This is a genomic window from Kitasatospora sp. NPDC127035 (assembly GCF_042726075.1).
GTDB lineage: Bacteria > Actinomycetota > Actinomycetes > Streptomycetales > Streptomycetaceae > Kitasatospora.
Genome location: NZ_JBHXDN010000001.1, coordinates 215,195 through 238,008, shown reverse-complemented (window position 1 = coordinate 238,008; position 22,814 = coordinate 215,195). Strand labels below are relative to the sequence as shown.

Below are 22,814 nucleotides of genomic sequence, written 5' to 3'. Positions count from 1 at the left end.
GACGCCCGATGACCCACAACGATGTGGCTCGCCGGACGGCACGCCAGGTGCCCGCCCGCAGCCTGAACCCGCGTACCCCCGCCTGTGAGGGCGGCCTCGTCCCCTTCAGCGAGCTGGCCCAGCGCGCACTCACCCGGGTCCTCCCCCTGCGCGCGCTGCATCGCGACGGCGAGGGCGGCCGGTGAGCGGACTCCTGCCGGGTGACCCCGCCGCCGCCATCGGCGGCGGGGCCACCCCCCGGGCGCTGTGCGTGCTGGCGCCGAACCCGTCGCCGATGACGCTGGACGGCACCAACACCTGGCTGCTCTCCGAGCCCGGTTCGGACCTCGCGGTGGTGATCGACCCCGGCCCGCTGCACGAGGGCCACCTGCGCAGGGTGGTCGAGACCGCCGAGCAGCAGGGCAAGCGCGTGGCGCTCACCCTGCTCACCCACGGCCACGCGGACCACTCCGAGGGCGCGGCCCGGTTCGCGGAGCTGACCGGCTCCGAGGTGCGCGCGCTGGACCCGGCGCACCGGCTCGGCTCCGAGGGCCTCACGCACGGGCAGCGCCTGGACGTCGGCGGCCTCGACCTGCGCGTGGTCGCCACCCCCGGGCACACCTCCGACTCGCTGACCTTCCACCTGCCCGCCGACGGGGCGATCCTCACCGGGGACACCGTGCTCGGCCGGGGCACCACGATGGTCGCCCACCCGGACGGCCGGCTCGGCGACTACCTCGACTCGCTGCGGCACCTGCACACCATGGCGGCCGAGCACGGGGTGGGGACCGTGCTGCCCGGCCACGGCCCGGTCCTCGCGGACGCGCTCGGCGCCGTCGACTACTACCTCGCGCACCGGGCCTCCCGGCTGGCCCAGGTGGAGACGGCGGTCGAGGCCGGCTGCCGGACGGCGGGCGAGGTGGTGGCGCGGGTCTACGCCGACGTGGACCGTGCGCTCTGGCCGGCCGCCGAGCTGTCGGTCCGGGCCCAGCTCCAGTACCTGCGGGAGCACGGGCTCATCCCGGACTGACCCGGTGCCGCGCGGCCGAGGGGCCCGGACGGCCGAGGGGCCCGTACGCTCGGCGTACGGGCCCCTCGTCGTGCAGGCTTCCGGTCGGGTCCCGGGTCCCGGGCGGCCGATCGACTAGCGCGAGCGGCGGGAGAGCCGCTCGACGTCCATCAGGACCACCGCGCGTGCCTCCAGCTTCAGCCAGCCGCGGCCGGCGAAGTCGGCGAGCGCCTTGTTGACCGTCTCGCGGGAGGCGCCGACCAACTGGGCCAGCTCCTCCTGGGTGAGGTCGTGGGCGACGTGGATGCCCTCGTCGGACTGCACGCCGAACCGGCGGGAGAGGTCCAGCAGGGCCTTGGCGACGCGCCCGGGCACGTCGGAGAAGACCAGGTCGGACATCACGTCGTTGGTCCGGCGCAGGCGGCGGGCGATGGCGCGCAGCAGTGCGATCGAGACCTCGGGGCGCGCGTGCAGCCAGGGCTGCAGGTCGCCGTGGCCGAGGCCGAGCAGCTTGACCTCGGTGAGCGCGCTCGCGGTGGCGGTGCGCGGGCCCGGGTCGAAGAGCGACAGTTCGCCGATCATCTCGCTCGGGCCGAGGACGGCGAGCATGTTCTCGCGGCCGTCCGGCGAGGCGCGGTGCAGCTTGACCTTGCCCTCGGCGACGACGTAGAGCCGGTCGCCCGGGTCGCCCTCGTGGAACAGCGACTCACCGCGGGCGAGCGTGACCTCGGTCATGGAAGCGCGCAGCTCGCCGGCCTGTTCGTCGTCGAGTGCCGCGAAGAGTGCGGCGCGCCGCAGAACGTCGTCCACGTGCTTCCTCCTTCTCGGCCGGCCGGCCGTCAAGCCGTTCGGCACAAGTTCGTACAGTGCTCTGCATCACCAAGCATGGCGCATGTCGCTCCGATCATATGAGGAGGGGGTGCGCCGAGGGGTGCTGCGCGGGGCCATTCGTACCGCCTGTACCGCCAGGTCAACCCGGCGTCAAGCCGGGGTCACCGCGGTCGCACGGGTCGCTGAGCCGTTTCCGCGCGGTTCCCCGTGCCGTCCAGCCTGCCGATTCCTGCGCCGTTCACCGCGCCGTTCACCGGGCTGTTCACCGCGCCGCTCCCGCTCCGGAGGCCGTTTCCGGAGCGAGCAGGGCGTCGGCGACGGCGGTGCGGGCGTAGAGCACGGCGTGACCGGCCCGGTGCGCGCTGGTCAGCCCGGCCGCGCGCAGGCCGGTGAGGTGCTGGGAGACCCCGGCGGCGGAGAGACCGGTGCGCCGGGCCAGTTCGGTGGTGGAGGCCGGCGAGTCGAGTTCGGCGAGCAACCGGGCCCGGGAACGGCCGAGGACGGCGGCGAGCGCGTCGGAGCCGGTGCTCGGCCGGGGTTCCCACAGCGTGGCGATCCCGCGGGCCGGGTAGGCGAGCTGCGGCGGGTCGGGCGGCAGCGACCGGGTCAGCACCCGCGGCCAGGCGAACACCGACGGTACGAGCAGCAGCCCGGCACCGGCGTCCAGGCGCCGGACCGCGCAGTGCCGCTGCTCCAGCCGGAGCGCGCCGCCGTCCCAGCGGACCGTTTCGTGCAGGTCGTCGAGGACGTGGGCGGTGCCGTGCCCGACGGCCTGGCGGGCGCGGTGCAGCACGTCCGCGTCCAGCAGCGCGCGGATCCGGGCCCAGTACGGCGCCAGCGCCAGCTGCCAGTACGCCTCGATGTCGGCCGTCAGCCGGGGCAACCGGCCGGCCGGGTCGCGGTAGAGCGGTTCGAGCGGGGCCGGGAGCCGGCCGTCGTGCGCGGCGGCCAGCAGGTCCAGGTCGGCCCGCACCTGGGCAGGAGCGGTGGCGGCGATCGCGGCCAGCTCGTCGGCGAGCGCCGGGGCGCTGGTGGCCGGGACGGGGTTGAGGAAGTCCGGCAGGTGGCCCTCGGGCGGGACCATCGCGGCCAGCCGCCGGTACACGGGTCCGACGGCGGCCAGCCGGGGCCGGACCTGCCCCGCCCACTGCCGGTGCAGTGCCGGGACGGGCGTGTGGGCCAGAGCCCGGAGGCTGGTCACCACCTCCCACATCGGGGAGACGGCGAACCTGGTCCGCGCCAGGTCGTCCGTCGAGAACGCGAGCGCGGTCCGCATCGCCGCCACCTTCCGGTCCGGGCCGAGATTCGGTCTCAGCTTAATCACTGGAGCCGACCGTATGGCGCCCGCGAGGATTCCGGTGTCGCACCACGATCCCCCGTGTGAAAGCCGGTGACCCTCATGACCTCTCCCGCCGCCCCCCTGTCCGCGGTCCCCTCCCTCCCGGTCCTCCGTGAGCGGGCCGTACGCCTGCGGGCCCTCGTCGCCGACGGCGTGCTCGTCCTGCCGAACGCCTGGGACGCCGGGAGCGCCGCCGTGATCGCCTCGGTCGGAGCGGCGGCGATCGCCACCACCAGCGGCGGTGTCTCCTGGTCGCTCGGGCGCGGCGACGGCCAGCGTCTCGACCGGGCGGAGGCCGTCGAGGTGGCCCGTCGGGTCGCCGCCGCCGTCGACCTGCCGGTCACCGTCGATGCCGAGGGCGGTTACGGCCCGAAGCCCGACGACGTGGCCGAGACCGTCCGGGCGCTGGTCGGGGCCGGTGCGGCGGGCGTCAACCTGGAGGACTCGGTGGCCGTCGGCGGCCCGCTGTTCGCGGTCGCGGACCAGGCCGAGCGGCTGCGCGCGGCGCGAGCTGCGGCGGCCGGGGCGGGCCTGCCGGAGCTGGTGGTGAACGCCCGGACGGACGTCTTCCTGTTCGGGTTGGGCGGCCTCGACGACGTTCTCGTCCGCGCCGAGGCGTACGCGGAGGCCGGCGCCGACGGTCTCTTCGTGCCGGGCCTGCTGGACCTCGACGCGCTGGCCGCGCTCTGCGCGCGTTCGCCGCTGCCGGTCAACGCGATGGCCGTCGCGGGCGGGCCCACCGTCGCCGAGCTCGCCGCCACGGGGGTGCGGCGGGTCAGCGTCGGAACGAGCCTGGCCCAGTTCGCCTACACCGCCGCCCGGGCGGGCGCCGCCGAGCTGCTCGGCGCGGGCTCGCTGACCGAGCCGGCCGGCGCTCTCGGCTTCGGCGAGGTCGACGCCCTGTTCGGGCGGGGCTGAGGCTCGGGGTGCGGCTCGCCGCGGCGGGTTGCACCCGGGACCGGCCGCGCCGGCGGACCGCGCCGGGGGACCGCGCCGGCGGACCGCGTCGGGGGGCCGGTCAGTGAACGGGCCGTCCGGTGAGGAAGTCGAGGAGGACCCGGCGGCCGGTCTGGGAGGTGAGGCTGCCGTAGGCGTCGTCGAAGGCGTGCTCGGCGAACGGCAGCACGCGCACGGTGGTGGGGACGTCGGCCGTGCGCAGCGTGTCGCCCAGGGCCTCCACACCTCCGGGCGGGGCGCTGCGATCGCGGTCGCCGACCACGAGGAGGGTGGGCGGGAGGCCCGGGCGGACCTCCGGGGCGGGGGACACCTCGCGGTAGCGGTCGGGATACTGCGCGGGCGTGCCGCCGGTGTACAGCTCGGCGGCGGCGCGGGTGCCGGCCACGTCGCGCCGCCACATCTCGGTGACGTCGACACCCGGGTAGAAGCCCACGACCGAGGCCGGGGGCCTGGGCGCGGCACCGCTCGTCGGCCTGATCGTCCCGTTCTGCAGACGGTAGGCGGCGTTCATGGCCAGCGTGCCCCCGGCCGACATGCCGCCCAGCGCGATCCGGTCGGGGTCGAGGCCGTACGCGTCGGTCCGGTCCTGCACCCAGCGCAGCGCGGCGACGAGGTCCTGAGGGGCCTTGTCCCAGGTGGGGCGGTCGGGCCGGGCGAGCCGGTAGTCGACGGCGAAGACGGCGACGCCGTGGTCGGCCAGCCAGCGTCCGGTGCCGCGCAGGTCGGACTTGTCGAAGGTGTGGAAGCCGCCGGAGTGGGCGAGCACGACGGCGGGAGTCCTGCCGTCGTGGCGCGGGGGGAGGTAGACGTCGGCCTTCAGCTCCTCGCCGTCGGCGGTCCCGTACGTCTCCGTGGAGTCGGGCGCGGTGTCCGGGTAGGCGAGCTGGCCGAAGACCTCGCCGAACGAGACCTCGGCGCCGGCCCGCCGGGCGTCGGCGTACTGGATCCCGCCGATGACCAGTGCGGCGGCGGTCGACAGCGCCGCGACCACGGTGACCGTCCGGCCCCAGCGCACCAGGCCGCCGCGCCGGGCGGCGGTGGCGAGCGCGGCGCCGGCCAGGCCGAGCAGGGCGACGAGGAGGGGGTACTGGCCGCCGAGCACCGGTCCGATGATCCCCGCCTTGGGGATCGCCGGCAGGTATGCCCCGAGCATGATCACCGCGACCAGGAACGTGAGCGACGAGGCGAGCAGGGCGGCGGCGACCAGGACGGCTCGCCTGAGCCGGCGGGGTGCCGCCGACAGGACGGTTCGGACGGACGGGGTCATACCGGTGCTCCTGTGCGGGGTTGCGGGGTTGCGGGGTGCGGGGTGAGGTGCCGGGGCGCGGGATCGCGAGGCTCGGGCCGGCGGGTGCTCCCGCCGGCCCGCCGACACCTCCGAGCCTCCCCGAACCCGGCCGCACCCCGCGTCCCCCGGCGGAGCCAACCCCGGGACGTGGCTCTCCCGGGGGACGCCGCTCAGCGGCCCGCCGCGTCGCTCCCCGGTGTGACCAGCCCGTTCTCGTACGCGAAGACGGCGGCCTGGGTGCGGTCACGCAGGCTCAGCTTCCGCAGGATGCGGCCCACATGGGTCTTGACGGTCTCCTCGGCCACCACCAGCTCGCGGGCGATCTCGGCGTTGGAGAGGCCGCGGGCGATCTGGACCAGCACCTCGCGTTCGCGCTCGGTGAGCCCGGCGGTCGGTCCGCCGACCCGCTCGCGGGGCGGCCCGGTGACCTGCGCGGCGGCCTGTCCGGTGACCTGCTCGCGGGGCCCGCTCCGCCGGAACCGCCGAGGCGGCGAGGCGCCGGCGGACGCCTTGGTGGACGCCCCTGTCGTCCCTGAAGGCACCCTGTCCGCCGGCCCGTCCGATGGTCCGTCCGATGGTCCGGCCGCCGGCCGGGCCGCACCATCCAGCCGGGAGAACTCGGTGATCAGCCGTCTGGTCAGGTCCGGCGAGAGCATCGCCTCGCCGCGTGCCACCACCCGGACGGCCTCGGCCAGTTCCACGCCGGACGCGTCCTTGAGGAGGAACCCGGTGGCGCCCGCCCGCAGCGCCTCGTACACGTACTCGTCGAGGTCGAAGGTGGTGAGCACCAGGATCCGCGTGGTCCCGCCCAGCAGCCCGGTGATCCGGCGGGTGGCCTCGATGCCGTCCAGGACCGGCATGCGGACGTCCATCACGATCACGTCGGGGCGCAGCTCCTCCGCGCGGGCGACGGCCTCGGCGCCGTCCCGTGCGGTGCCGACCACCTCGATGCCGGGCTGGGCCCCGAGCAGGACCGAGAAGGCCTCGCGGACCATGCCCTGGTCGTCGGCGATCAACACCCTGGTCGTCATGCCGGGCCGTCCTCGTGGGGGGTGGTGGTGGGCAGGACGGCGGTGACCTCGTACCCGCCGTCGGAGGTCGGACCGGCGGCGAGGTCGCCCCCGAGCATCGCCGCCCGCTCGCGCATGCCGGTGAGCCCGTGGCCGCTGCCGGGGGAGGGCGGTGCCTCCTGCGCCGCGGGCCCGTTGGCGACCCGCAGCCCCAGTGCCGCGGGGCGGTAGGCGAGTTCGACGACGGACTGCGCGCCGGGTGCGTGCCGCAGCGTGTTGCTCAGCGCCTCCTGGACGATCCGGTAGGCCGACAGCCCGACGCCCGGCGGCAAGGGGCGGCGCGGGCCGTCGACGACCAGACCGACCGTCAGCCCGGCGGAGCGGACGGTGTCCAGCAGCGCGTCGAGCCGTTCCAGGGAGGGCTGCGGCGCGGTGCCGCCGAACCGTTCCTCCGGACCGTCCGCACGCAGCACGCCCAGGAGGCGACGCAGCTCCGTCAGGCCGTCCAGGGCGACCGCGCGGATCGCGGCCAGTTCGGCGACCAGTTCCGGCGGCGGGTCCGCCACCCGGTACGGCGCCGCGTCCGCCTTGATCGACACGACGGACATGTGGTGGGCGACCACGTCGTGCAGCTCGCGCGCGATCCTGGCGCGTTCCTCCAGCACGGTGCGCAGCGCCCGTTCGTGCGCGGTCGCGGCGGTCTGCTCGATCAGCCGGGCCCGGTCCTCGCGGCGTCCGCGGCGGACCGCGCCGATCAGGACCGCCAGCGCGAACCACCCGCAGCCGACCGCGACCAAGGCCCACGACCCGACCGGCAGGCCGGCAAGTTTCAGTGACGCGCCGCAGAGCGCGCTCACGCAGGCCGCCGTGGCGGACACCGCCGACCGGTTCCGCAGGGCGAGCAGGAGCAGCACTCCGGCCTGGACCGGCCACGTCCACAGCTCGTTGTCGTGCGTGGGCGGGTGGGCGACGGGGATGACGACGGCGAGCGCCGTCGCCAGCCACCAGGCGACCACCGGCCGGCGCAGCGCGACCACCAGGGTTCCCGCGTGCGCGACGGCCAGCAGGCGCGCGACCGGGTCCGCGCCCGTCGCGGCCAGGGCCAGGGCCCCGAGGACCACGGCGACGTGCGGGAGCCACCGCAACCGTGGCGGCCAGACCAGCGGCGGCAGCGGCTGCGGCCGGGGGGTGAGCAGATCCGCTCCTACGTGCCGCGGTGCGGGCCGGCTCACCGGCCGCACAGGCGGTGGAGCTGACGGCGGCGCGGGCGGTGGTGCGGACGGCCTCGGCGGCGCGGCGGTCGAAGCACCGTCAGAGGGCACGGGCCGTCGGGCCCGGGCGGAAGGAAGGCCCTCGGGGCGGCGGTGCTGACCATGCGGGTGACGCTATCCCGTGCGCCCCCGCCCCGGCGAACGCGCCCTCCCGGGGGCCCCGCCCCGGTGAACGCGCCCTCCCGGCGGCCGGTGTGCGGCGTGCCGCCACCGGTCGTCCATCGGTCATCGCTGATCCGCCGCACGCGGCGGACCGTCCGGCGTAGCCTTCGTGCATGGCAGAGAGCAAGGTCCGGCAGGCCGGGACCAAGGCGGTCGCGAAGCCGGCGACCAAGGCGGCTGCGAAGCCGGCGGCGACGGTCAGGCCGAGGAAACCGGAGTCGCACCTGGCGATGGTGCGGCGGGCGCGGCGGATCAACCGGGAGCTGGCGGAGCTGTACCCGTACGCGCATCCGGAGCTGGATTTCGACAACCCCTTCGAGCTGCTGGTGGCCACGGTGCTGTCGGCGCAGACCACCGACCTGCGGGTGAACCAGACGACGCCCGCACTGTTCGCGAAGTACCCGTCGCCGGAGGACATGGCGGCCGCCGACCCGGCGGAGCTGGAGGAGATCATCCGGCCGACCGGCTTCTTCCGGAACAAGGCGAGGTCGCTGATCGGCCTGTCGATCGCGCTGCGGGACGAGTTCGGCGGCGAGGTCCCGGGCCGGCTGGAGGACCTGGTCACCCTTCCCGGCGTCGGTCGCAAGACCGCCAACGTCGTGCTCGGCAACGCCTTCGGGGTCCCGGGGATCACCGTGGACACCCACTTCGGGCGGTTGTCCCGACGGTTCGGGTGGACGGCGGAGGAGGACCCGGTCAAGGTCGAGGCGGTCGTCGCGGAGATCTTCCCGAAGTCCGAGTGGACCATGCTCTCGCACCGGGTGGTCTTCCACGGCCGCCGGATCTGCCACTCCCGGAAGCCCGCCTGCGGGGCCTGCCCGATCGCGCCGCTCTGCCCCGCGTACGGCGAGGGGGAGACCGATCCGGAGAAGGCGCAGAAGCTGCTCAAGTACGAGATGGGCGGCCAGCCCGGCCAGCGGCTGAGGCCGCCCGCGGACTTCCCGGGCGAGGCCGCCGCCCGCGCCGACGCCGCCGCCCACCGGGGCGAGGCCGCCGACCTGGCGGTGGCCGAGTGACCGCCGGCGCGGCCGGGATCGAGCGGGACGGCCTGCCGTCCTGGCTGGAGCCGGTCCGGGAAGCCGCGGAACGGGTGCTGCCCGAGCAGCTGAGCCGCTTCCTGCCGCCCCCCGAGGGCGGACGCGCCGCCGCCGTCCTGATGCTGTTCGGCGAGGGCGCCACCGGTCCGGACGTCCTGCTCATCGAACGGGCCCGCTCGCTGCGCTCGCACGCGGGCCAGCCGTCCTTCCCGGGCGGCGCGCTGGACCCGGAGGACGGTGACCCCGCCGGTCCCGGGCCGGTCGCGGCGGCGCTGCGGGAGGCCTGGGAGGAGACCGGGCTGGATCCGGCCGGGGTGCAGGTCTTCGCGACCCTGCCGGCCCTCTACATCCCGGTCAGCCGGTTCGTGGTGACCCCGGTGCTCGGCTGGTGGCGCGAGGAGTCGCCGGTCCGGCCGGTGGACACCGCGGAGACCGGCGCGGTGTTCCGGGTGTCGATCGACGAGCTGACCGACCCGGCCAACCGGGCCAGGCTCCGCCATCCCTCGGGTCACCTGGGCCCGGCCTTCGCGGTCGCGGGGCGTCTGGTGTGGGGCTTCACCGCCGGGGTGATCGACCGGGTGCTCCACCACAGCGGCATGGAGCGGCCGTGGGACACCGCCAGGATCGTCAACCTGTCGGACGAGGCGCTGGAGCTGGTGCAGGGCGACCGGGACCGCTCCCGTGCGGTGCTCGGCCGCGACTCCGGGCCGTCGTGAGCGGGGGCGCGGCGGGTCCCGTCCCGGTGAGCGGGAGCGTGGCGGCCCGTGCGGCGGCCCGCCCGGACGTGGCGGCCCGTGCCGCCGGCCGTGCGGGAACGGCGGGCCGGACCCTCCCGGCCGCCCTCCCGGCCGCCCGCCCGTCCGCGCGCGCGGCGCGGCATGGGAGGGTGTTCGGGTGAACGTCCTGGATGTGCTGTTGATCGCCGCCGCCGTGGGATTCGCCGTGTCGGGCTACCGGCAGGGCTTCGTGGTCGGCGTGCTGTCGGTCCTCGGCTTCCTCGGCGGCGGCCTGCTCGCCGTCCAACTGCTGCCGTTGCTGCTCGACCACCTCAGCCCCGGGACCACCGCCTCCGTGATCGCCGTGGTGGTGGTGATCGTGCTGGCGGCGATCGGCCAGGCGATCACCACCCACTTCGGCTGGAAGCTGCGCGGCCACATCGACCGCCGCCCGGCGCGGGCGCTGGACGCGGCCGGCGGGTCCGTGGTGAACGTGATCTCGATGCTGCTGGTGGCCTGGCTGATCGGTTCGGCCCTGGCCGGGACGTCCCTGCCGACCGTCTCCAAGCAGGTCCGCACCTCGGCGATCCTGAGCGGCGTGCAGGACACGCTGCCGTCCGACGCGCCCAACTGGTTCTCGGACTTCTCCAAGGTGCTCGCCCGCAACGGCTTCCCGCAGGTGTTCAACCCCTTCGAGCACGAGCCGATCACCCAGGTCGACATCCCCGACCCGGCGCTGGCCGCGAGCCCGGCGGTGGCGAAGGCGAAGCAGAGCCTGGTCAAGGTGGTCGGCACCGCCACGTCCTGCGGCAAGACGCTGGAGGGCAGCGGCTTCGTCTACGCCCCGCACCGGGTGATGACCAACGCCCACGTCGTCGGCGGGGTCGACGAGCCCACCGTGCAGATCGGCGGGGTCGGCCAGCTGTACGACGCGACGGTGGTCCGCTACGACTGGCAGCGCGACATCGCGATCCTGGACGTGCCCAAGCTCAACGCGCCGCCGCTCGGTTTCGCCGGCGAGGCGAAGACCAACGACAGCGCGATCGTGGCGGGCTTCCCCGAGAACGGCGCCTTCAACGTGCAGCCGGCCCGCATCCGCGGCCGGATCCAGGCGAACGGTCCGGACATCTACCACCGCGGCCAGGTGGTCCGGGACGTCTACTCGGTGCGGTCGCTGGTCCGCCAGGGCAACAGCGGAGGTCCGCTGCTCACGCCGGACGGCCAGGTCTTCGGGATGGTGTTCGCCAAGTCGCTGGACAGCGCGGACACCGGGTACGTGCTGACCGCCGCCGAGGTGCGCGAGGACGCCGAGAAGGGCAGCACGGCCACGGCCCGGGTCGACACCCAGGGCTGCGCCCTCTGATCCGTACGGCCGCCGGTCCTCCCGGGGGGCCGGGTCGGGGCCTCAGGTCTCGCGTCGGAGTCTGGCGCCCACCCAGCGGGCGCGACGGCCGAGGATGCGTGGGATGCCGAGCTGCCGCTGGTCCGTGCGCTGGTGGCGGTCCACGACGTCGTAGCCGAGGTCGTCCGACCAGTCGGTGCGGTGGGCGGCGGAGCGCTGCGGGCTGGTGTGGCGTCGGCCGCGCGGGGCGCCGTCGCGATCGGGCATCCAGGTCATACCGCAATGGATGCCCCTGGGCCGACGGGGGTAACCACGGGAGTTGTGCCCATCTTGGCCTATGCGTTTGTCATATGAGCACACTGTAAAGGGAGTTGGGACCTTCGACCCTGATCATCGGCCCGCTCGCGGACGAACCCGGACGGACCCGGGTGCCCCGCCCGGCACTCAGTCCTTGTGGCGGCCGATCCAGTCCAGCAGTTCCGCGGTGAACTGCTCCGGCGCCTCCTCGTGCGGGAAGTGCCCGATCCCGGGCATCAGCCGCCAGCGGTACGGCGCGGCGACGTACTCACCGCCGCCGAGCGCGGTGTGGGACAGCAGCACCGGGTCCGCGGCGCCCTGGACGTGCAACGTCGGCGCGGTGATGGGCTTCTTCATCCGGCGGGCGAACTGGATGCCGTCCGGCCGGGCCATCGACCGCAGCAGCCACCGGTACGGCTCGATCGAGCAGTGCGCGGTGCTGGGGATCCGGATCGCCCGCCGGTACGCGGCCACCGTCGCGCGGTCCAGCTGGTTGCGGCCGGTCCAGTCGTCCAGGTAGCGGCCGACCAGTGCCGCGTCGTCGGCCACCAGACGGCGTTCCGGTATCCACGGCCGCTGGAAGCCCAGGACGTGATCGAAAGCGGCCATCTGGCGCCGGTCCGTGAGCAGGGCCCGACGGAGGTCGCGCGGGTGTGCCGCCGAGACCACGGTGAGGCTCTGGATCACCGACGGCCGCATCACCGCCGCCACCCAGGCCAGCGTCCCGCCCGAGGCGTGGCCGACCAGGTGGGCCCGGTTCTCACCGAGGGAGCGGATCACCCCGGTGATGTCGAGCGCGAGGTTGCCCGGGTCGTAGCCGCGCGGGGTGCGGTCGCTGCCGCCGATCCCGCGCAGGTCGAGCGCGACGGCCCGGTAGCCGGCCGCGGCGAGCGCGGTCAGCTGGTGGCGCCAGGCCCACCAGTACTCGGGCCAGCCGTGCACCAGCAGGACCAGCGGGCCCTCTCCCAGCTCGGCGATGTGGAACCGGGCACCGTTGGCGGCGAGGTCGCGGTGGGTCCAGGGCCCCGCCTGCCGGATGTCCCACGCGGAGTCGAGGGGGGCGTCGTCGGTCGTCCCGTTGACAGCGGCGCCGTCGGTGGGGCCGGAGGCGCTGTCGTGGTCGTCGTCGCCGGATGTGCCGCCGGAGCGGGCGGACGGCTGCGCGGGCACGGGCTTCTGGTCGAGCGACATACCGAGAGCGTGTCACATCCCCGTGCCGGACACGTGCCCGGCACTCGCACTCGGTGCGTCAGGCGTGCCGGGGGCTCGCCGCCCGGCGCCACGGGCCCACGGCGTCCGCCCGTCCGCTCGCCGCCGGCCTGTTCGCCGCCGGCCCGCCGTCCGCCCGGCGGGTGCCCGCGTCCGTTCCGGCCGCCCTTTACGGGATGCGGCCCAGGGCCCGGTCGATCTCCTCCTTGGTGGCGGGACGCGGCCGGGCGTTCTTGAGTACGTCGGCGGTCTTCTGGGCGCCCTCGATGGTCCGGTGCGGCTTCTCGATCCGCTTGAACGAACGCAGCGCCAGCAGGCCGAGCAGCACGGCCAGGAGCAGGTACGCACCGGCCACGATCAGGAACGACCAGCCCAGCGAGAGGCCCAGCGCGTGGATCCCGTACGCCGCGGCGGCGCTCAGCATCGGGACGGCGGCCAGCGCCACCACACCGGCGACCACCAGCGAGACGCCGCCGGAGACACCGCGCTTGACGTCCGCGCGCAGCTCGGCCTTGGCGAGCGCGATCTCGTCGTGGACCAGGGCGGACAGGTCGGTGGTGGCCGCCGCGAACAGCTGCCCCACCGAACGCTCGCCCTCGTAGGGCGCCCGGCCGTTGCTGGACGGGTCTGCGGCTCCTGCGGGCATCAGCTGTTCTCCTCTTCGGCCGTGCGGCGTGTGACGCCGCCGCACGGTGCGGCTCCCGGGCGGTTCCGGGTGACCGGGGCGGCCCGGCGGCGTCGGTGGACTGTCGACAGCTCAGAATCATGCCCCTACCGCCCGAGCGCACACCACTCCGGGGGCCCCGCCGGAGGGACGTGTCCCGGCGTTCGGGCCGCCTCAGCGGGTCCCGTCCGGGCCCTTCTCGGTGGGGCGGGTGGGCTCCGTCCCGCCGGCCCGCTCGGCTGCACGGGCCCGTTCGGCCATGCGGGCCTGCCAGGCGGGGTCGTCGAGCTGGTAGACGTCGGGGACGCCGTCGCCGTCCAGGTCGCGGTCCTCCTCCTCGCACAGTTCCTGGTAGTGGCGGTTGCGCAGTTTCAGCAGGACGGTGGCGATCAGCGCGCAGAGCAGCGAGCCCACCAGGACGGCGGCCTTGGAACGGTCGGCCAGCGCTGGGTCGTCCGGGAAGGCCAGTTCGCTGATCAGCAGTGAGACGGTGAAGCCGATGCCGGCCAGCACCGAGACCGCGAACATGTCCGCCCACTTGAGCTGCGGGTTCAGCTCGGCGCGGGTGAAGCGCGCGGCCAGCCAGGTACCGCCGAAGATGCCCACGGTCTTGCCTACCAGCAGGCCGAGGATGATGCCGAGCGGGGTGGCCTGGGTGAACACCTCGCCGAGTGCCGGCCCGGTGATCGTCACCCCGGCGGCGAACAGCGCGAACACCGGCACGGCCAGCCCCGCCGAGACCGGGCGGACGAGGTGTTCGATCTGCTCGCCGGGGGACTGCTTCTCGTCGCCCTCCCGGTGGCAGCGGAGCATCAGGCCCATCGCGACGCCCGCCACCGTGGCGTGCACGCCGCTCTCGTGCATCAGCGCCCAGTTCAGGAAGGCCAGCGGAACGAACAGGTACCAACCGTGCACCCCGCGCCGGTGCAGGAACCAGAACAGCACCAGCCCGGCGAAGGCCAGTCCGAGCGCCCAGAACTTGATGCCGGAGCTGTAGAAGATCGCGATGATCAGGATGGCGATCAGGTCGTCCACCACGGCGAGGGTGAGCAGGAAGGCCCGCAGCGCGGACGGCAGGTGGCTGCCGACCACGGCCAGCACGCCCAGCGCGAAGGCGATGTCGGTGGCGGTCGGGATCGCCCAGCCGCCCGGGTGGCCGCCGGCGCCCGAGTTGGCGAGGGCGAAGAGGACGGCCGGCAGCGTGACGCCGCAGACCGCGGCCACCACCGGCAGCAGTGCGGCACTCGGGGTCCGCAGCTCGCCGGCGACGAACTCGCGTTTCAGTTCGATGCCGGCCACGAAGAAGAAGATCGTCAGTAGCCCGTCCTTGGCCCACGCGTCCAGCGTGAGGTCCAGGTGGAGCGGTCCGGAGGGCCCGACGGTGTAGTCGAGGACGCTCTCGTACGCGTGCGGCCAGACGTTGGCCCAGATGAGGGCGATCACCGCGGCGATCAGCAGCAGGATGCCGCCGACCGTCTCCGTCCGCAGGGCGTCGGTGATGTACGTGCGCTCGGGGAGGGACAACCTGCCGAGGAGCTGGCGGCGTCGGGTCGTCGGCTCTTGGGCGGGCGGCTGGCTGGCCACGAGGGACCTCCTGGGGCGGGGAAACGGTGTCCGGATGCACCTGTGGTGCAGTGCCGACCAGACTTCCCGGCGCGCCCTGTGACGCGGAATCTTGATGCGTCGTTGACATTCTAGCGGGAACGGCAAGGCGACGTCCGGATTGTCATACTTCAGGACTTAGGACTTGGCGGCCTGTTCTGCACCCGTCCGAACGGAGGTGCGACACCCGAACGGAGTCTGCGGCATGCAGACGGGTGAACCGCTCCCTATCGTCGACCGCAGGCGCCGGCCCGGTTCAGCCCGGCCGGTGTCCAGCCCCGTTCCCTTCCTCCTCGGGAGGCACCACCATGCCCGGACCACCCCTCTTACGACTCCCGTCGCGGCCCTCCCACCGGAGCCCGCGGTGATGAACGGCGCCCTCCACCGCCCGCCCGGTCCCGACGCCTCGTCCGACCACCGGCCGGACGACCGGCCGGACCGCCTGCCCGGTCATCGGCCCGGTCCGGGTTCCGGTTCCGCCTCCGGTTCGGCCTCTGCCGCTGCCTCCGAGCCCGGGCCGGACCTCGACCGCCTGCTCCGCCCGCTCTTCCGGGCCGCCGCCCCGGGTGGCGGTGCCGCCGTGGTGGTGATCCGTGGGGACGAGCGGACGGTCGCCTGCCGCGGGCACGTCGACCGCTCCGTCGAACGCCCGGTTCGTGCCGACACCCGCTTCGAGCTCGGCTCCGTCACCAAGACCTTCACCGGGCTGCTGCTCGCCGAGATGGCGGCCCGCGGCGAGGTCGGCTACGACGATCCGATCGACCGTTACCTGCCCGCCGACGCCGCCCCCGGCTACCCGCACGAGCGGCCGATCACCCTGCTCCACCTGGCCACCCACACCTCGGGGCTGCCCCGGCTGCCGGACGGGCTGCTTCCCGCGGTGGCCCCGCGCTGGTTCACCCGCCCGTACGCCACCTTCGGTCCGGCCCACCTGCTCCGGGCGCTGCCCCGGACGGCGGTCCGAGGAACCCCGGGTGCGCAGGTGCGGTACTCCAACCTCGGCTGCGGCCTGCTCGGACTCCTGCTGGCCAACGCGGCCGGACAGCGGTATGACGATCTGCTCGCCGCCAGGGTCTGCGGCCCGTTGGGCCTGGTGGACACCTCCTGCGGTCCCGGCCGCGAGGAGGACGCCGGCTACCGGCGCGGTAGGCGCGTGCCGTCCTTCCGGCTGCCCGCCCTCCCGGGCGCCGCCGCGCTCCGTTCCACGGCGGACGACATGCTCCGTTACCTGCAGGCGAACCTGGCACTGGACGCCGTGCCGCTCCCCGAACGGGCCGACGCGGCCGTGCTGCGGACGGCGCTGGGGGAGGTGCGTCGGCCGCGCACTGGCGGGCGGCGCGGCGGCCCCCGGATCTGTCTGGGCTGGAACCACCGCGCGTTGTGGTCACACCGGGGTCCGGGGGATCCCGAGGATCCCGAGGGCCTCTCGGACGGGGCGGACGTGGCAGAACTGGCGGGCGCGTCGCGCTCGGCGGCCCGGCCGGGTCCGGAGTCCCCGGCGGAGTCGGGCGCCGGTGCGCAGGGCATGGAGGGCGCGCTGGGCACCGTGGGCACGATGGGCGACGAGCTGGTCTACCACGCAGGGGTCACCCGGAGGTCCACCACCTTCGTCGGGTTCAGCCCGCGTGCCCAGGTCGGGATCGCGGTGATGGCCGGCGCGCTGCCGCTGCGCAGCCGGAGCCTGGTCCAGGGCGCCTACGAGACCCTGCGCACGCTGGTCGCCGAGCGCCGGGGCTGACGGGCCGGCCGCCGCAGGTCACCGGTCCACCCCCGCCGTCTCCGACCACGGTGCCCCCGGGCGGTCGCAACCGCCCGGGGGCACCGTGGTCTCCGGGTCTTCCGGCGTTCTCGGCCGGTCGGCCAGGTCAGCCCTCGCTGCCCGCCGGGGGGAGCTGGGCCTGGATGAGGTTCATCACGGTGGAGTCGGCGAGGGTGGTGGTGTCGCCGATCTCGCGGCCCTCGGCGATGTCGCGCAGCAGACGGCGCATGATCTTGCCGGAGCGGGTCTTCGGGAGCTCGCCGACGACCTTGATCTGCTTCGGCTTGGCGATCGGGCCGAGGGTCCGGCCGACGTGCGCCCGCAGCTCCTCGACCAGCTCGGGGCTGTCGGCGGCGGTGCCGCGGAGGATGACGAAGGCGACGATCGCCTGGCCGGTGGTGGCGTCGGCGGCGCCGACCACGGCGGACTCGGCCACGGACGGGTGTCCGACCAGGGCCGACTCGACCTCGGTGGTCGAGATGTTGTGGCCGGAGACGAGCATGACGTCGTCGACCCGGCCGAGCAGCCAGATGTCGCCGTCCTCGTCCTTCTTGGCACCGTCACCGGCGAAGTAGCGGCCCTCGAACCGCGACCAGTAGGTGTCGATGTAGCGCTGGTCGTCGCCCCAGATGGTGCGGAGCATGGACGGCCACGGTTCGGTGAGGACGAGGTAGCCGCCGGAGCCGTTGGGGACCTCGCGGGCCTCGTCGTCGACGACGGTGGCGCCGATGCCGGGGAGCGCGCGCTGGGCCGAGCCGGGCTTGGTCTCGGTGACGCCGGGCAGTGGGCTGATCATCATGGCGCCGGTCTCGGTCTGCCACCAGGTGTCGACGATCGGGGCCTTGCCGCCGCCGATGTGCTCGCGGTACCAGATCCACGCCTCGGGGTTGATCGGCTCGCCGACGCTGCCCAGGACCCGCAGCGACGAGAGGTCGAACTTCGCGGGGATGTCGTCGCCCCACTTCATGAACGTGCGGATCGCGGTGGGCGCGGTGTAGAGGATCGTCACGCCGTACTTCTGGACGATCTCCCAGAACCGGCCCTGGTGGGGGGTGTCGGGGGTGCCTTCGTAGATGACCTGGGTGGCGCCGTTGGAGAGCGGGCCGTAGACGATGTACGAGTGGCCGGTGACCCAGCCGATGTCGGCGGTGCACCAGTAGACGTCGGACTCCGGCTTGAGGTCGAAGACGGCGTGGTGGGTGTAGCTGGCCTGGGTGAGGTAGCCGCCGGAGGTGTGCAGGATGCCCTTGGGCTTACCGGTGGTGCCCGAGGTGTAGAGGATGAAGAGCGGGTGCTCGGCGTCGTGCGCCTCGGGGGTGTGTTCGGTGGACTGGCGGGCGGTGGCCTCGTGCCACCAGACGTCGCGGCCCTCGGTCCAGGAGACGTCCTGGCCGGTGCGGCGGACGACCAGGACGTGCTCGACGCCGTCGACCTTGGTCAGTGCCTCGTCGATGGCGGGCTTGAGGGCGGAGGGCTTGCCGCGCCGGTAGCCGCCGTCGGCGGTGATGACGAGCTTGGCCTGGGCGTCCTGGATGCGGGAGGCGACGGCGTCGGCGGAGAAGCCGCCGAAGACCACCGAGTGGGTGGCGCCGATCCGGGCGCAGGCGAGGATCGCGACGACGGCCTCGGCGATCATCGGCAGGTAGACGGCGACCCGGTCGCCCTTGCGGACCCCGAGTTCCAGCAGGGCGTTGGCGGCCTGTGAGACCTCGTCCTTGAGCTGGGCGTAGGTGATGGAGCGGCTGTCGCCGGGCTCGCCCTCGAAGTGGATGGCGACGCGGTCGCCGTTGCCCGCCTCGACGTGGCGGTCGACGCAGTTGTAGGCCACGTTGAGCTTGCCGTCGGCGAACCACTTGGCGAACGGCGGGTTGGACCAGTCGAGTGTCTCGGTGGGCTCGACGGCCCAGGTGAGGCGGCGGGCCTGCTCGGCCCAGAAACCGAGGCGGTCCTCGGAGGCCTGAGCGTATGCGGCCGCGGTGACGTTGGCGGCTGCGGCGAGCTCTGCCGGCGGGGCGAAGCGCCGTTCCTCCTTGAGCAGGTTGGCCAGGCTCTCGTTGCTCAACGCGCACTCCTCATCGAGTCATGATCGGGATCGTTCCCGTGCGTGGGGATTGTCCCGTGTGTCCCAGCGCACAGCTCACCAGGCGAAGAGGTCACTTGACAAGAGGCTCCGGTGAATTGGTGTAGACCTTTGACCGGACGTCGAACGGTCGCCCGAGGCCGGGGCACCTCTGGAGGGTGTGGCGGAGGTGGGCCCGCGTCCTGGCCCGCCCGGCGGGACGCGGGCCCGGCTCTCAGGCGGCCAGGCCCGGACCGCCCCCGGTCCTGGTCGCGTCGGAGGGGTCCGTACCGGAGGGTGGGACCTCTTCGAATTCCTTCACCCGTTCGGGCGTGTCGCAGTCGGCGGCCGAAGTGGACGCGGCGGACGCGACCGCTGTGGCGGCCATGACGGCGGCCGCAGGGGCGTGGGCGTGAGCACGGGGCGAGGTCTCGCCCGGTGCGCCCAGTGCCTCGACCGGGCTGAACCGGCCGCTCTCGCGATCGAGCACGTATGCCTGCGCCGTGGCGAAGTCGAAGTACATCCCGACCAGCCTCAGCGTGCCCTCGGCCACCCGTCGCTCCACGGCGGGGTTGGCCAGCAACTGGTCCAGCTGCTGGACCACGTTGGTGATGCAGAGCTGCTCGACCAGGTCGACCACCGGCCGGGCCGTGAACTCGGCCGGGATCCGTCGCAGCCGGTCCAGGGAACCGCGGCCGTTGCGCAGCCACCGGGCCAGCGGGGTCGGCGGGCCCGGTTGTTCGTGCAGCCCGTCCAGCAGCGCCTTCATCGCCCCGCAGCCCGAATGGCCGCAGACCGTGATCGAACCGACCTCCAGGACCTCGACGGCGTACTGCACCGCCGCCGCCACCGAGTCGTCGGCCGCCCCCGGCTCGAACGGCGCCGGCACCAGGTTGCCGACGTTGCGGACGGTGAAGAGGTCGCCGGGGCCGCTGTTGGTGATCATGCTGGTGACCATCCGCGAGTCCGCGCAGGTCAGGAAGAGCTGGGACGGCGTCTGTCCCTCCCGGGCGAGCCGGGCCAGTTCGGGCCGGACCAGCGGGGCGGTGTGCAGCTGGAACACCCGGACCCCGTCCAGCAGTCGTCCGTGCGGGTCCTCCTGCTGTTCGACGCAGTGGTGGCCGACCCAGGGCGTCCAGGCGCGGCAGCGGTGCGGGCCGGGAGAGCTGCCGGTACGGACGGTGCCGTCGGGGTCGAGGACCTCGTCGTCCTGGCGGTGGGTCACCATCGAGACGCGGCCGCCGCCGGCCTGGTACCCGGTGCGCCAGCTGTGCAGGGTCTCGTACGCGGCGTGGTCGAGGAAGGAGCCGTCGTGGACGACCGCGACATCGGCGCCGGCCGGGATCCCGGCGAGGGACCGGCTGAGCCGCGGCACGGCGGTGAAGGTGAGCGGACCGTGCGTCTCCACGGTGAACGAGCCGTCGGGACCGGTCAGGACGTCCACGTGGGCGCGGGTCAGCCGGTAGAGGGCGAGCAGGACGGCGGTCGCGGCTCCCAGCGCCACGCCCGGCAGGACGCCGAGCAGCACCACGCCCGCCACGGTGGTGAGGTAGACAGGGAACTCCCGGTGCCGGTGGACCTTGCGGATGTGCGCGAAGCTCACCATCTGCAGGCCGACCACGAGCACCAGGGCGGCGAGCGCGGAGAGCGGGATCCGGCGCAGCCCGCCGGTGAGGGCCAGCGCCGCCGCCAGCACCCAGACTCCGTGCAGGATCGAGGACCGACGGCTCGTGGCCCCGGCGCGGACGTTGGCCGTGCTGCGCACCGCTCCGCCGGCGATCGGCAGACCGCCGACCAGGCCGCTCACCATGTTGGCGAGGCCCTGGCCGCGCAGCTCGCGGTCGAGGTCTCCGGTCCGGTGGGACATCCGGTCGACGGCGACGGCCGAGAGCAGTGATTCGACGCTCGCCACGGCGGTGACGGTCAGCACGGCGGCCAGGACGGCGGGGAGCGGTCCGTGGGGCAGGTCGGGGACGAGGTCGTGCGGTTGCCAGGCGGGGAGCTCGACCCGGGCGAGCCGGAGGTCCAGCGCGACGGAGAGCGTGGTGGCGAAGGCGACGGCGGCCAGCGGTCCGGGCACCCTGACGAGCCGGGACCCGAACACGCCGGCCCGGCCGGGGAGCCGGTTCAGCCGGGGCCAGCCGAGCAGGACGACCGCGGTGACGGTGCCGACGGCCAGGGCGGCCGGATGCGGGACCGCCAACTGGCCGGGAAGGGCGAGCAGGTTGGCCGTCGCCGAGCTCTGCGGAGAGCCGCCGAGGACGACGTGCAGCTGCGCGATGGCGATGGTCAGGCCGACGCCGGCCAGCATCCCGTGCACGATGGCGGGAGAGACGGCGAGCGCGGTGCGCGCCACCCTCCTGACCCCGAGCAGGAGTTGCAGCAGGCCGGCGGCGAGGGTGATGGCGCAGGTGGCCTGCCAGCCGTACTGGGAGATCAGTCCGGCGGTGATCACGGTCAGCGCGGCGGAGGGGCCGCTCACCTGGAGCGGGGTGCCGCCGAACAGGCCGACCACGATCCCGCCGACCGCTGCCGCGGCGAGGCCGGAGGTGAGCGGGGCGCCGGTGGCCAGGGCGATGCCGAGCGAGAACGGCACGGCGATCAGGAAGACCACGAGGGAGGCGGAGAGGTCCGGTGCCCAGGGGGCACGGGGACGTCTGCCCGGCGGGGCGTGGTCGGTGGTGTCGGAGGCGATGGGTGCGCCGGAGATGTCGAGGGTCATAGTCTTCCCGTCTTTCCGGGGGAACGAACGCAGTCAGGTCCGGCGGTGCGGTGAGCCCGGTGACGGGCCCGGCGGGTCGGATCGGCTGTCGTGGGTCGCGACGGCGTGGCGGGATGGCGTGGTCGCGGCGGGGAGTGCGGGTGTCACCGGCCGGACCGTGGACCATCAGGAGCCCCGACGGCTGCTCGCCCGGGGCGATGGGAGGAGCCATGCCTCGGAGAGGTCGTCGGGACCGAGGTGAATATCAAGACTCGGTAAACCGAGGGTAATGGGATCTTTGCACAGCGTCATCCCGGGCGACAGGCAATAACCGTGCCGTTCACCCCATTGGGTGGTGCTCGAACGGACGGGAATCTGCTGGTGGGAGTGCCCTGCGGCAGCGTCGGGCGCTCGGTACCGCCGTCGCCGGGGCCGGGGTCGGGGTCGGGGGCCGGGGATTCGGGCCGGGGAGCCGGACGGACCGCGGCCTCCCCGGGGTGGGGAGACCGCGGCCCGTCGGTGGCGTCGGGGCGGCGGAGGGCCGCCGCCGGTCAGGCCGGAGCGCCGGCCGCGGCGGGTTCGTCGGCCGCGGCGAGCCGGTCGCCGAGCACGAAGCCCCGGTCCACCTGGGTGGCGAGGTCGATGCCGACCTTGGCGTTGGCCCAGCTCTCGGCGTTGCGGAGGTGGAAGAGGACGGCCTGCTCGGTGTAGCGGCGGGCGTCCCGTTGCCCGTACGTGGTGTCCGCCTCCGCGCGCAGTTCGTCCAGCACGGCGCGGTTGGCCGGCTCCAGGGCTCGCAGCTGCGGGTTGGCGCCCTGTTCCAGCCGGCGCACCCAGTCGGAGTGCCCGAAGGCGGTCAGCAGGTCGTCGCCGACCTCGCGGCGGAGGAACTCCAGGTCCTCCGGCCCCTGCACCTTGTTGCCCACCACGCGCAGTCGCACGCCGAAGTCGCGCGCGTAGTCGCGGTACTGGCGGTAGACCGAGACGCCCTTGCGGGTCGGTTCCGCGACCAGGAAGGTCAGGTCGAAACGGGTGAACAGGCCGGAGGCGAACGAGTCGGAGCCCGCGGTCATGTCGGTCACGACGTACTCGTCCGGGCCGTCGACCAGGTGGTTGAGCAGCAGCTCGACCGCGCCGACCTTGGAGTGGTAGCAGGCCACCCCGAGGTCCTCCTCGGTGAACGCGCCGGTCGCCAGCAGTCGCACCGAGCCCTCGTCGAGCGCGACCGGGCGGGCGCAGGCCGCGTACACCGGGTTCTCCTCGACGATCCGGAGCAGGCGCGAGCCCCGTCCGGGCGGGGTCGTCTTGATCATCTCCTCGGAGGACCGGATCAGCGGGTTGGAGCCGCGCAGGTACTCCTTGATGTCGGGCAGGTGGGCCCCGAGCGAGGGCAGTTCGGCGGCCTGCGCGTCCGTCAGGCCAAGTGCGGGGCCGAGGTGTTGGTTGATGTCGGCGTCGACGGCGATGACCGGGCGGCCCGAGGCGGCCAGGTGGCGGATGAACAGTGCGGACAGCGTGGTCTTGCCGCTGCCGCCCTTGCCGACGAAGGCGATCTTCATCTGGGACTCCGGCTCTCGCTCGC

Annotated in this window: 19 protein-coding genes; 7 read left to right on the top strand and 12 right to left on the bottom strand. The window is 74.2% G+C overall.

Features of this window, described 5'->3' with window-relative positions:
• Positions 1 to 8 precede the first annotated feature (8 nt).
• Together ACFWIC_RS01025 and ACFWIC_RS01020 are read left to right on the top strand one after the other, a co-directional pair.
• Complete coding sequence (locus ACFWIC_RS01025) at positions 9 to 185, top strand: hypothetical protein (protein ID WP_329879045.1); 177 nt, start codon at positions 9 to 11, stop codon at positions 183 to 185.
• Entirely contained in the window at positions 182 to 1,009 is an 828-nt protein-coding gene (locus tag ACFWIC_RS01020; RefSeq protein WP_329947852.1) for an MBL fold metallo-hydrolase, read from the top strand. The genes ACFWIC_RS01025 and ACFWIC_RS01020 overlap by 4 nt, the downstream gene beginning before the upstream one ends.
• Positions 1,010 to 1,123: 114 nt before the next feature.
• Here the strand turns inward: ACFWIC_RS01020 and ACFWIC_RS01015 are convergent, their stop codons facing one another.
• Together ACFWIC_RS01015 and ACFWIC_RS01010 are read right to left on the bottom strand one after the other, a co-directional pair.
• Positions 1,124 to 1,798, bottom strand: coding sequence for a Crp/Fnr family transcriptional regulator (locus ACFWIC_RS01015; RefSeq protein ID WP_030392646.1), 675 nt, complete (start codon positions 1,796 to 1,798; stop codon positions 1,124 to 1,126).
• A gap of 283 nt (positions 1,799 to 2,081) precedes the next feature.
• Positions 2,082 to 3,095 carry a DUF5937 family protein gene (locus tag ACFWIC_RS01010; RefSeq protein ID WP_380514711.1) on the bottom strand — a complete coding sequence of 338 codons (1,014 nt, stop codon included), beginning with the start codon at positions 3,093 to 3,095 and terminating at the stop codon, positions 2,082 to 2,084.
• Between the two features lie 123 nt (positions 3,096 to 3,218).
• On the opposite strand from ACFWIC_RS01010, the gene ACFWIC_RS01005 reads away from it, so the two are divergent.
• Positions 3,219 to 4,076 carry an isocitrate lyase/phosphoenolpyruvate mutase family protein gene (locus tag ACFWIC_RS01005; RefSeq protein ID WP_329947850.1) on the top strand — a complete coding sequence of 286 codons (858 nt, stop codon included), beginning with the start codon at positions 3,219 to 3,221 and terminating at the stop codon, positions 4,074 to 4,076.
• 100 nt (positions 4,077 to 4,176) lie between these two features.
• Here ACFWIC_RS01005 and ACFWIC_RS01000 read toward each other — a convergent pair whose 3' ends face one another.
• The 3 genes from ACFWIC_RS01000 to ACFWIC_RS00990 form a co-directional block, all read right to left on the bottom strand.
• Complete coding sequence (locus tag ACFWIC_RS01000) at positions 4,177 to 5,382, bottom strand: alpha/beta hydrolase (RefSeq protein ID WP_380514708.1); 1,206 nt, start codon at positions 5,380 to 5,382, stop codon at positions 4,177 to 4,179.
• 191 nt (positions 5,383 to 5,573) lie between these two features.
• Positions 5,574 to 6,434 (bottom strand): response regulator, encoded by an 861-nt coding sequence (locus ACFWIC_RS00995; RefSeq protein WP_380514706.1) that lies wholly within the window; start codon positions 6,432 to 6,434, stop codon positions 5,574 to 5,576.
• Complete coding sequence (locus ACFWIC_RS00990) at positions 6,431 to 7,645, bottom strand: sensor histidine kinase (protein ID WP_380514703.1); 1,215 nt, start codon at positions 7,643 to 7,645, stop codon at positions 6,431 to 6,433. The genes ACFWIC_RS00995 and ACFWIC_RS00990 overlap by 4 nt, the downstream gene beginning before the upstream one ends.
• Positions 7,646 to 7,959: 314 nt before the next feature.
• On the opposite strand from ACFWIC_RS00990, the gene nth reads away from it, so the two are divergent.
• From nth to ACFWIC_RS00975, 3 genes are all read left to right on the top strand, one after another.
• The gene (gene nth, locus ACFWIC_RS00985) at positions 7,960 to 8,862 is read left to right on the top strand and encodes an endonuclease III (protein ID WP_380514700.1); all 903 of its coding nucleotides are present in this window, start codon (positions 7,960 to 7,962) and stop codon (positions 8,860 to 8,862) included.
• Entirely contained in the window at positions 8,859 to 9,599 is a 741-nt protein-coding gene (locus tag ACFWIC_RS00980; RefSeq protein WP_329947854.1) for a CoA pyrophosphatase, read from the top strand. The genes nth and ACFWIC_RS00980 overlap by 4 nt, the downstream gene beginning before the upstream one ends.
• Before the next feature lie 178 nt (positions 9,600 to 9,777).
• Positions 9,778 to 10,962, top strand: coding sequence for a MarP family serine protease (locus ACFWIC_RS00975; RefSeq protein WP_329879054.1), 1,185 nt, complete (start codon positions 9,778 to 9,780; stop codon positions 10,960 to 10,962).
• Positions 10,963 to 11,004: 42 nt separating this feature from the next.
• Here the strand turns inward: ACFWIC_RS00975 and ACFWIC_RS00970 are convergent, their stop codons facing one another.
• The 4 genes from ACFWIC_RS00970 to nhaA form a co-directional block, all read right to left on the bottom strand.
• A complete protein-coding gene (locus ACFWIC_RS00970; protein WP_329879055.1) occupies positions 11,005 to 11,217 on the bottom strand; it encodes a hypothetical protein in 213 nt (70 codons plus the stop codon).
• 168 nt (positions 11,218 to 11,385) lie between these two features.
• A complete protein-coding gene (locus ACFWIC_RS00965; RefSeq protein ID WP_329879056.1) occupies positions 11,386 to 12,429 on the bottom strand; it encodes an alpha/beta hydrolase in 1,044 nt (347 codons plus the stop codon).
• Between the two features lie 187 nt (positions 12,430 to 12,616).
• Positions 12,617 to 13,093: a phage holin family protein gene (locus ACFWIC_RS00960; RefSeq protein ID WP_329879057.1), complete on the bottom strand. Its 477-nt coding sequence runs from the start codon at positions 13,091 to 13,093 to the stop codon at positions 12,617 to 12,619.
• A 192-nt stretch (positions 13,094 to 13,285) separates the two neighbouring features.
• Positions 13,286 to 14,695 (bottom strand): Na+/H+ antiporter NhaA, encoded by a 1,410-nt coding sequence (gene nhaA, locus ACFWIC_RS00955; protein WP_380514694.1) that lies wholly within the window; start codon positions 14,693 to 14,695, stop codon positions 13,286 to 13,288.
• Between the two features lie 385 nt (positions 14,696 to 15,080).
• Between nhaA and ACFWIC_RS00950 the strand changes: the two genes are divergently transcribed.
• Positions 15,081 to 16,451, top strand: a complete 1,371-nt coding sequence (locus ACFWIC_RS00950; protein ID WP_380514691.1) for a serine hydrolase domain-containing protein — start codon at positions 15,081 to 15,083, stop codon at positions 16,449 to 16,451.
• 127 nt (positions 16,452 to 16,578) lie between these two features.
• Here the strand turns inward: ACFWIC_RS00950 and acs are convergent, their stop codons facing one another.
• The 3 genes from acs to ACFWIC_RS00935 all read right to left on the bottom strand — a co-directional run bounded on the left by acs (position 16,579) and on the right by ACFWIC_RS00935 (position 22,791).
• The gene (gene acs / locus ACFWIC_RS00945; protein ID WP_380356773.1) at positions 16,579 to 18,534 is read right to left on the bottom strand and encodes an acetate--CoA ligase; all 1,956 of its coding nucleotides are present in this window, start codon (positions 18,532 to 18,534) and stop codon (positions 16,579 to 16,581) included.
• Positions 18,535 to 18,766: 232 nt separating this feature from the next.
• A complete protein-coding gene (locus ACFWIC_RS00940; protein ID WP_380514689.1) occupies positions 18,767 to 21,253 on the bottom strand; it encodes a SulP family inorganic anion transporter in 2,487 nt (828 codons plus the stop codon).
• Positions 21,254 to 21,783: 530 nt separating this feature from the next.
• Positions 21,784 to 22,791: an ATP-binding protein gene (locus tag ACFWIC_RS00935; protein ID WP_380356767.1), complete on the bottom strand. Its 1,008-nt coding sequence runs from the start codon at positions 22,789 to 22,791 to the stop codon at positions 21,784 to 21,786.
• Positions 22,792 to 22,814 lie beyond the last annotated feature (23 nt).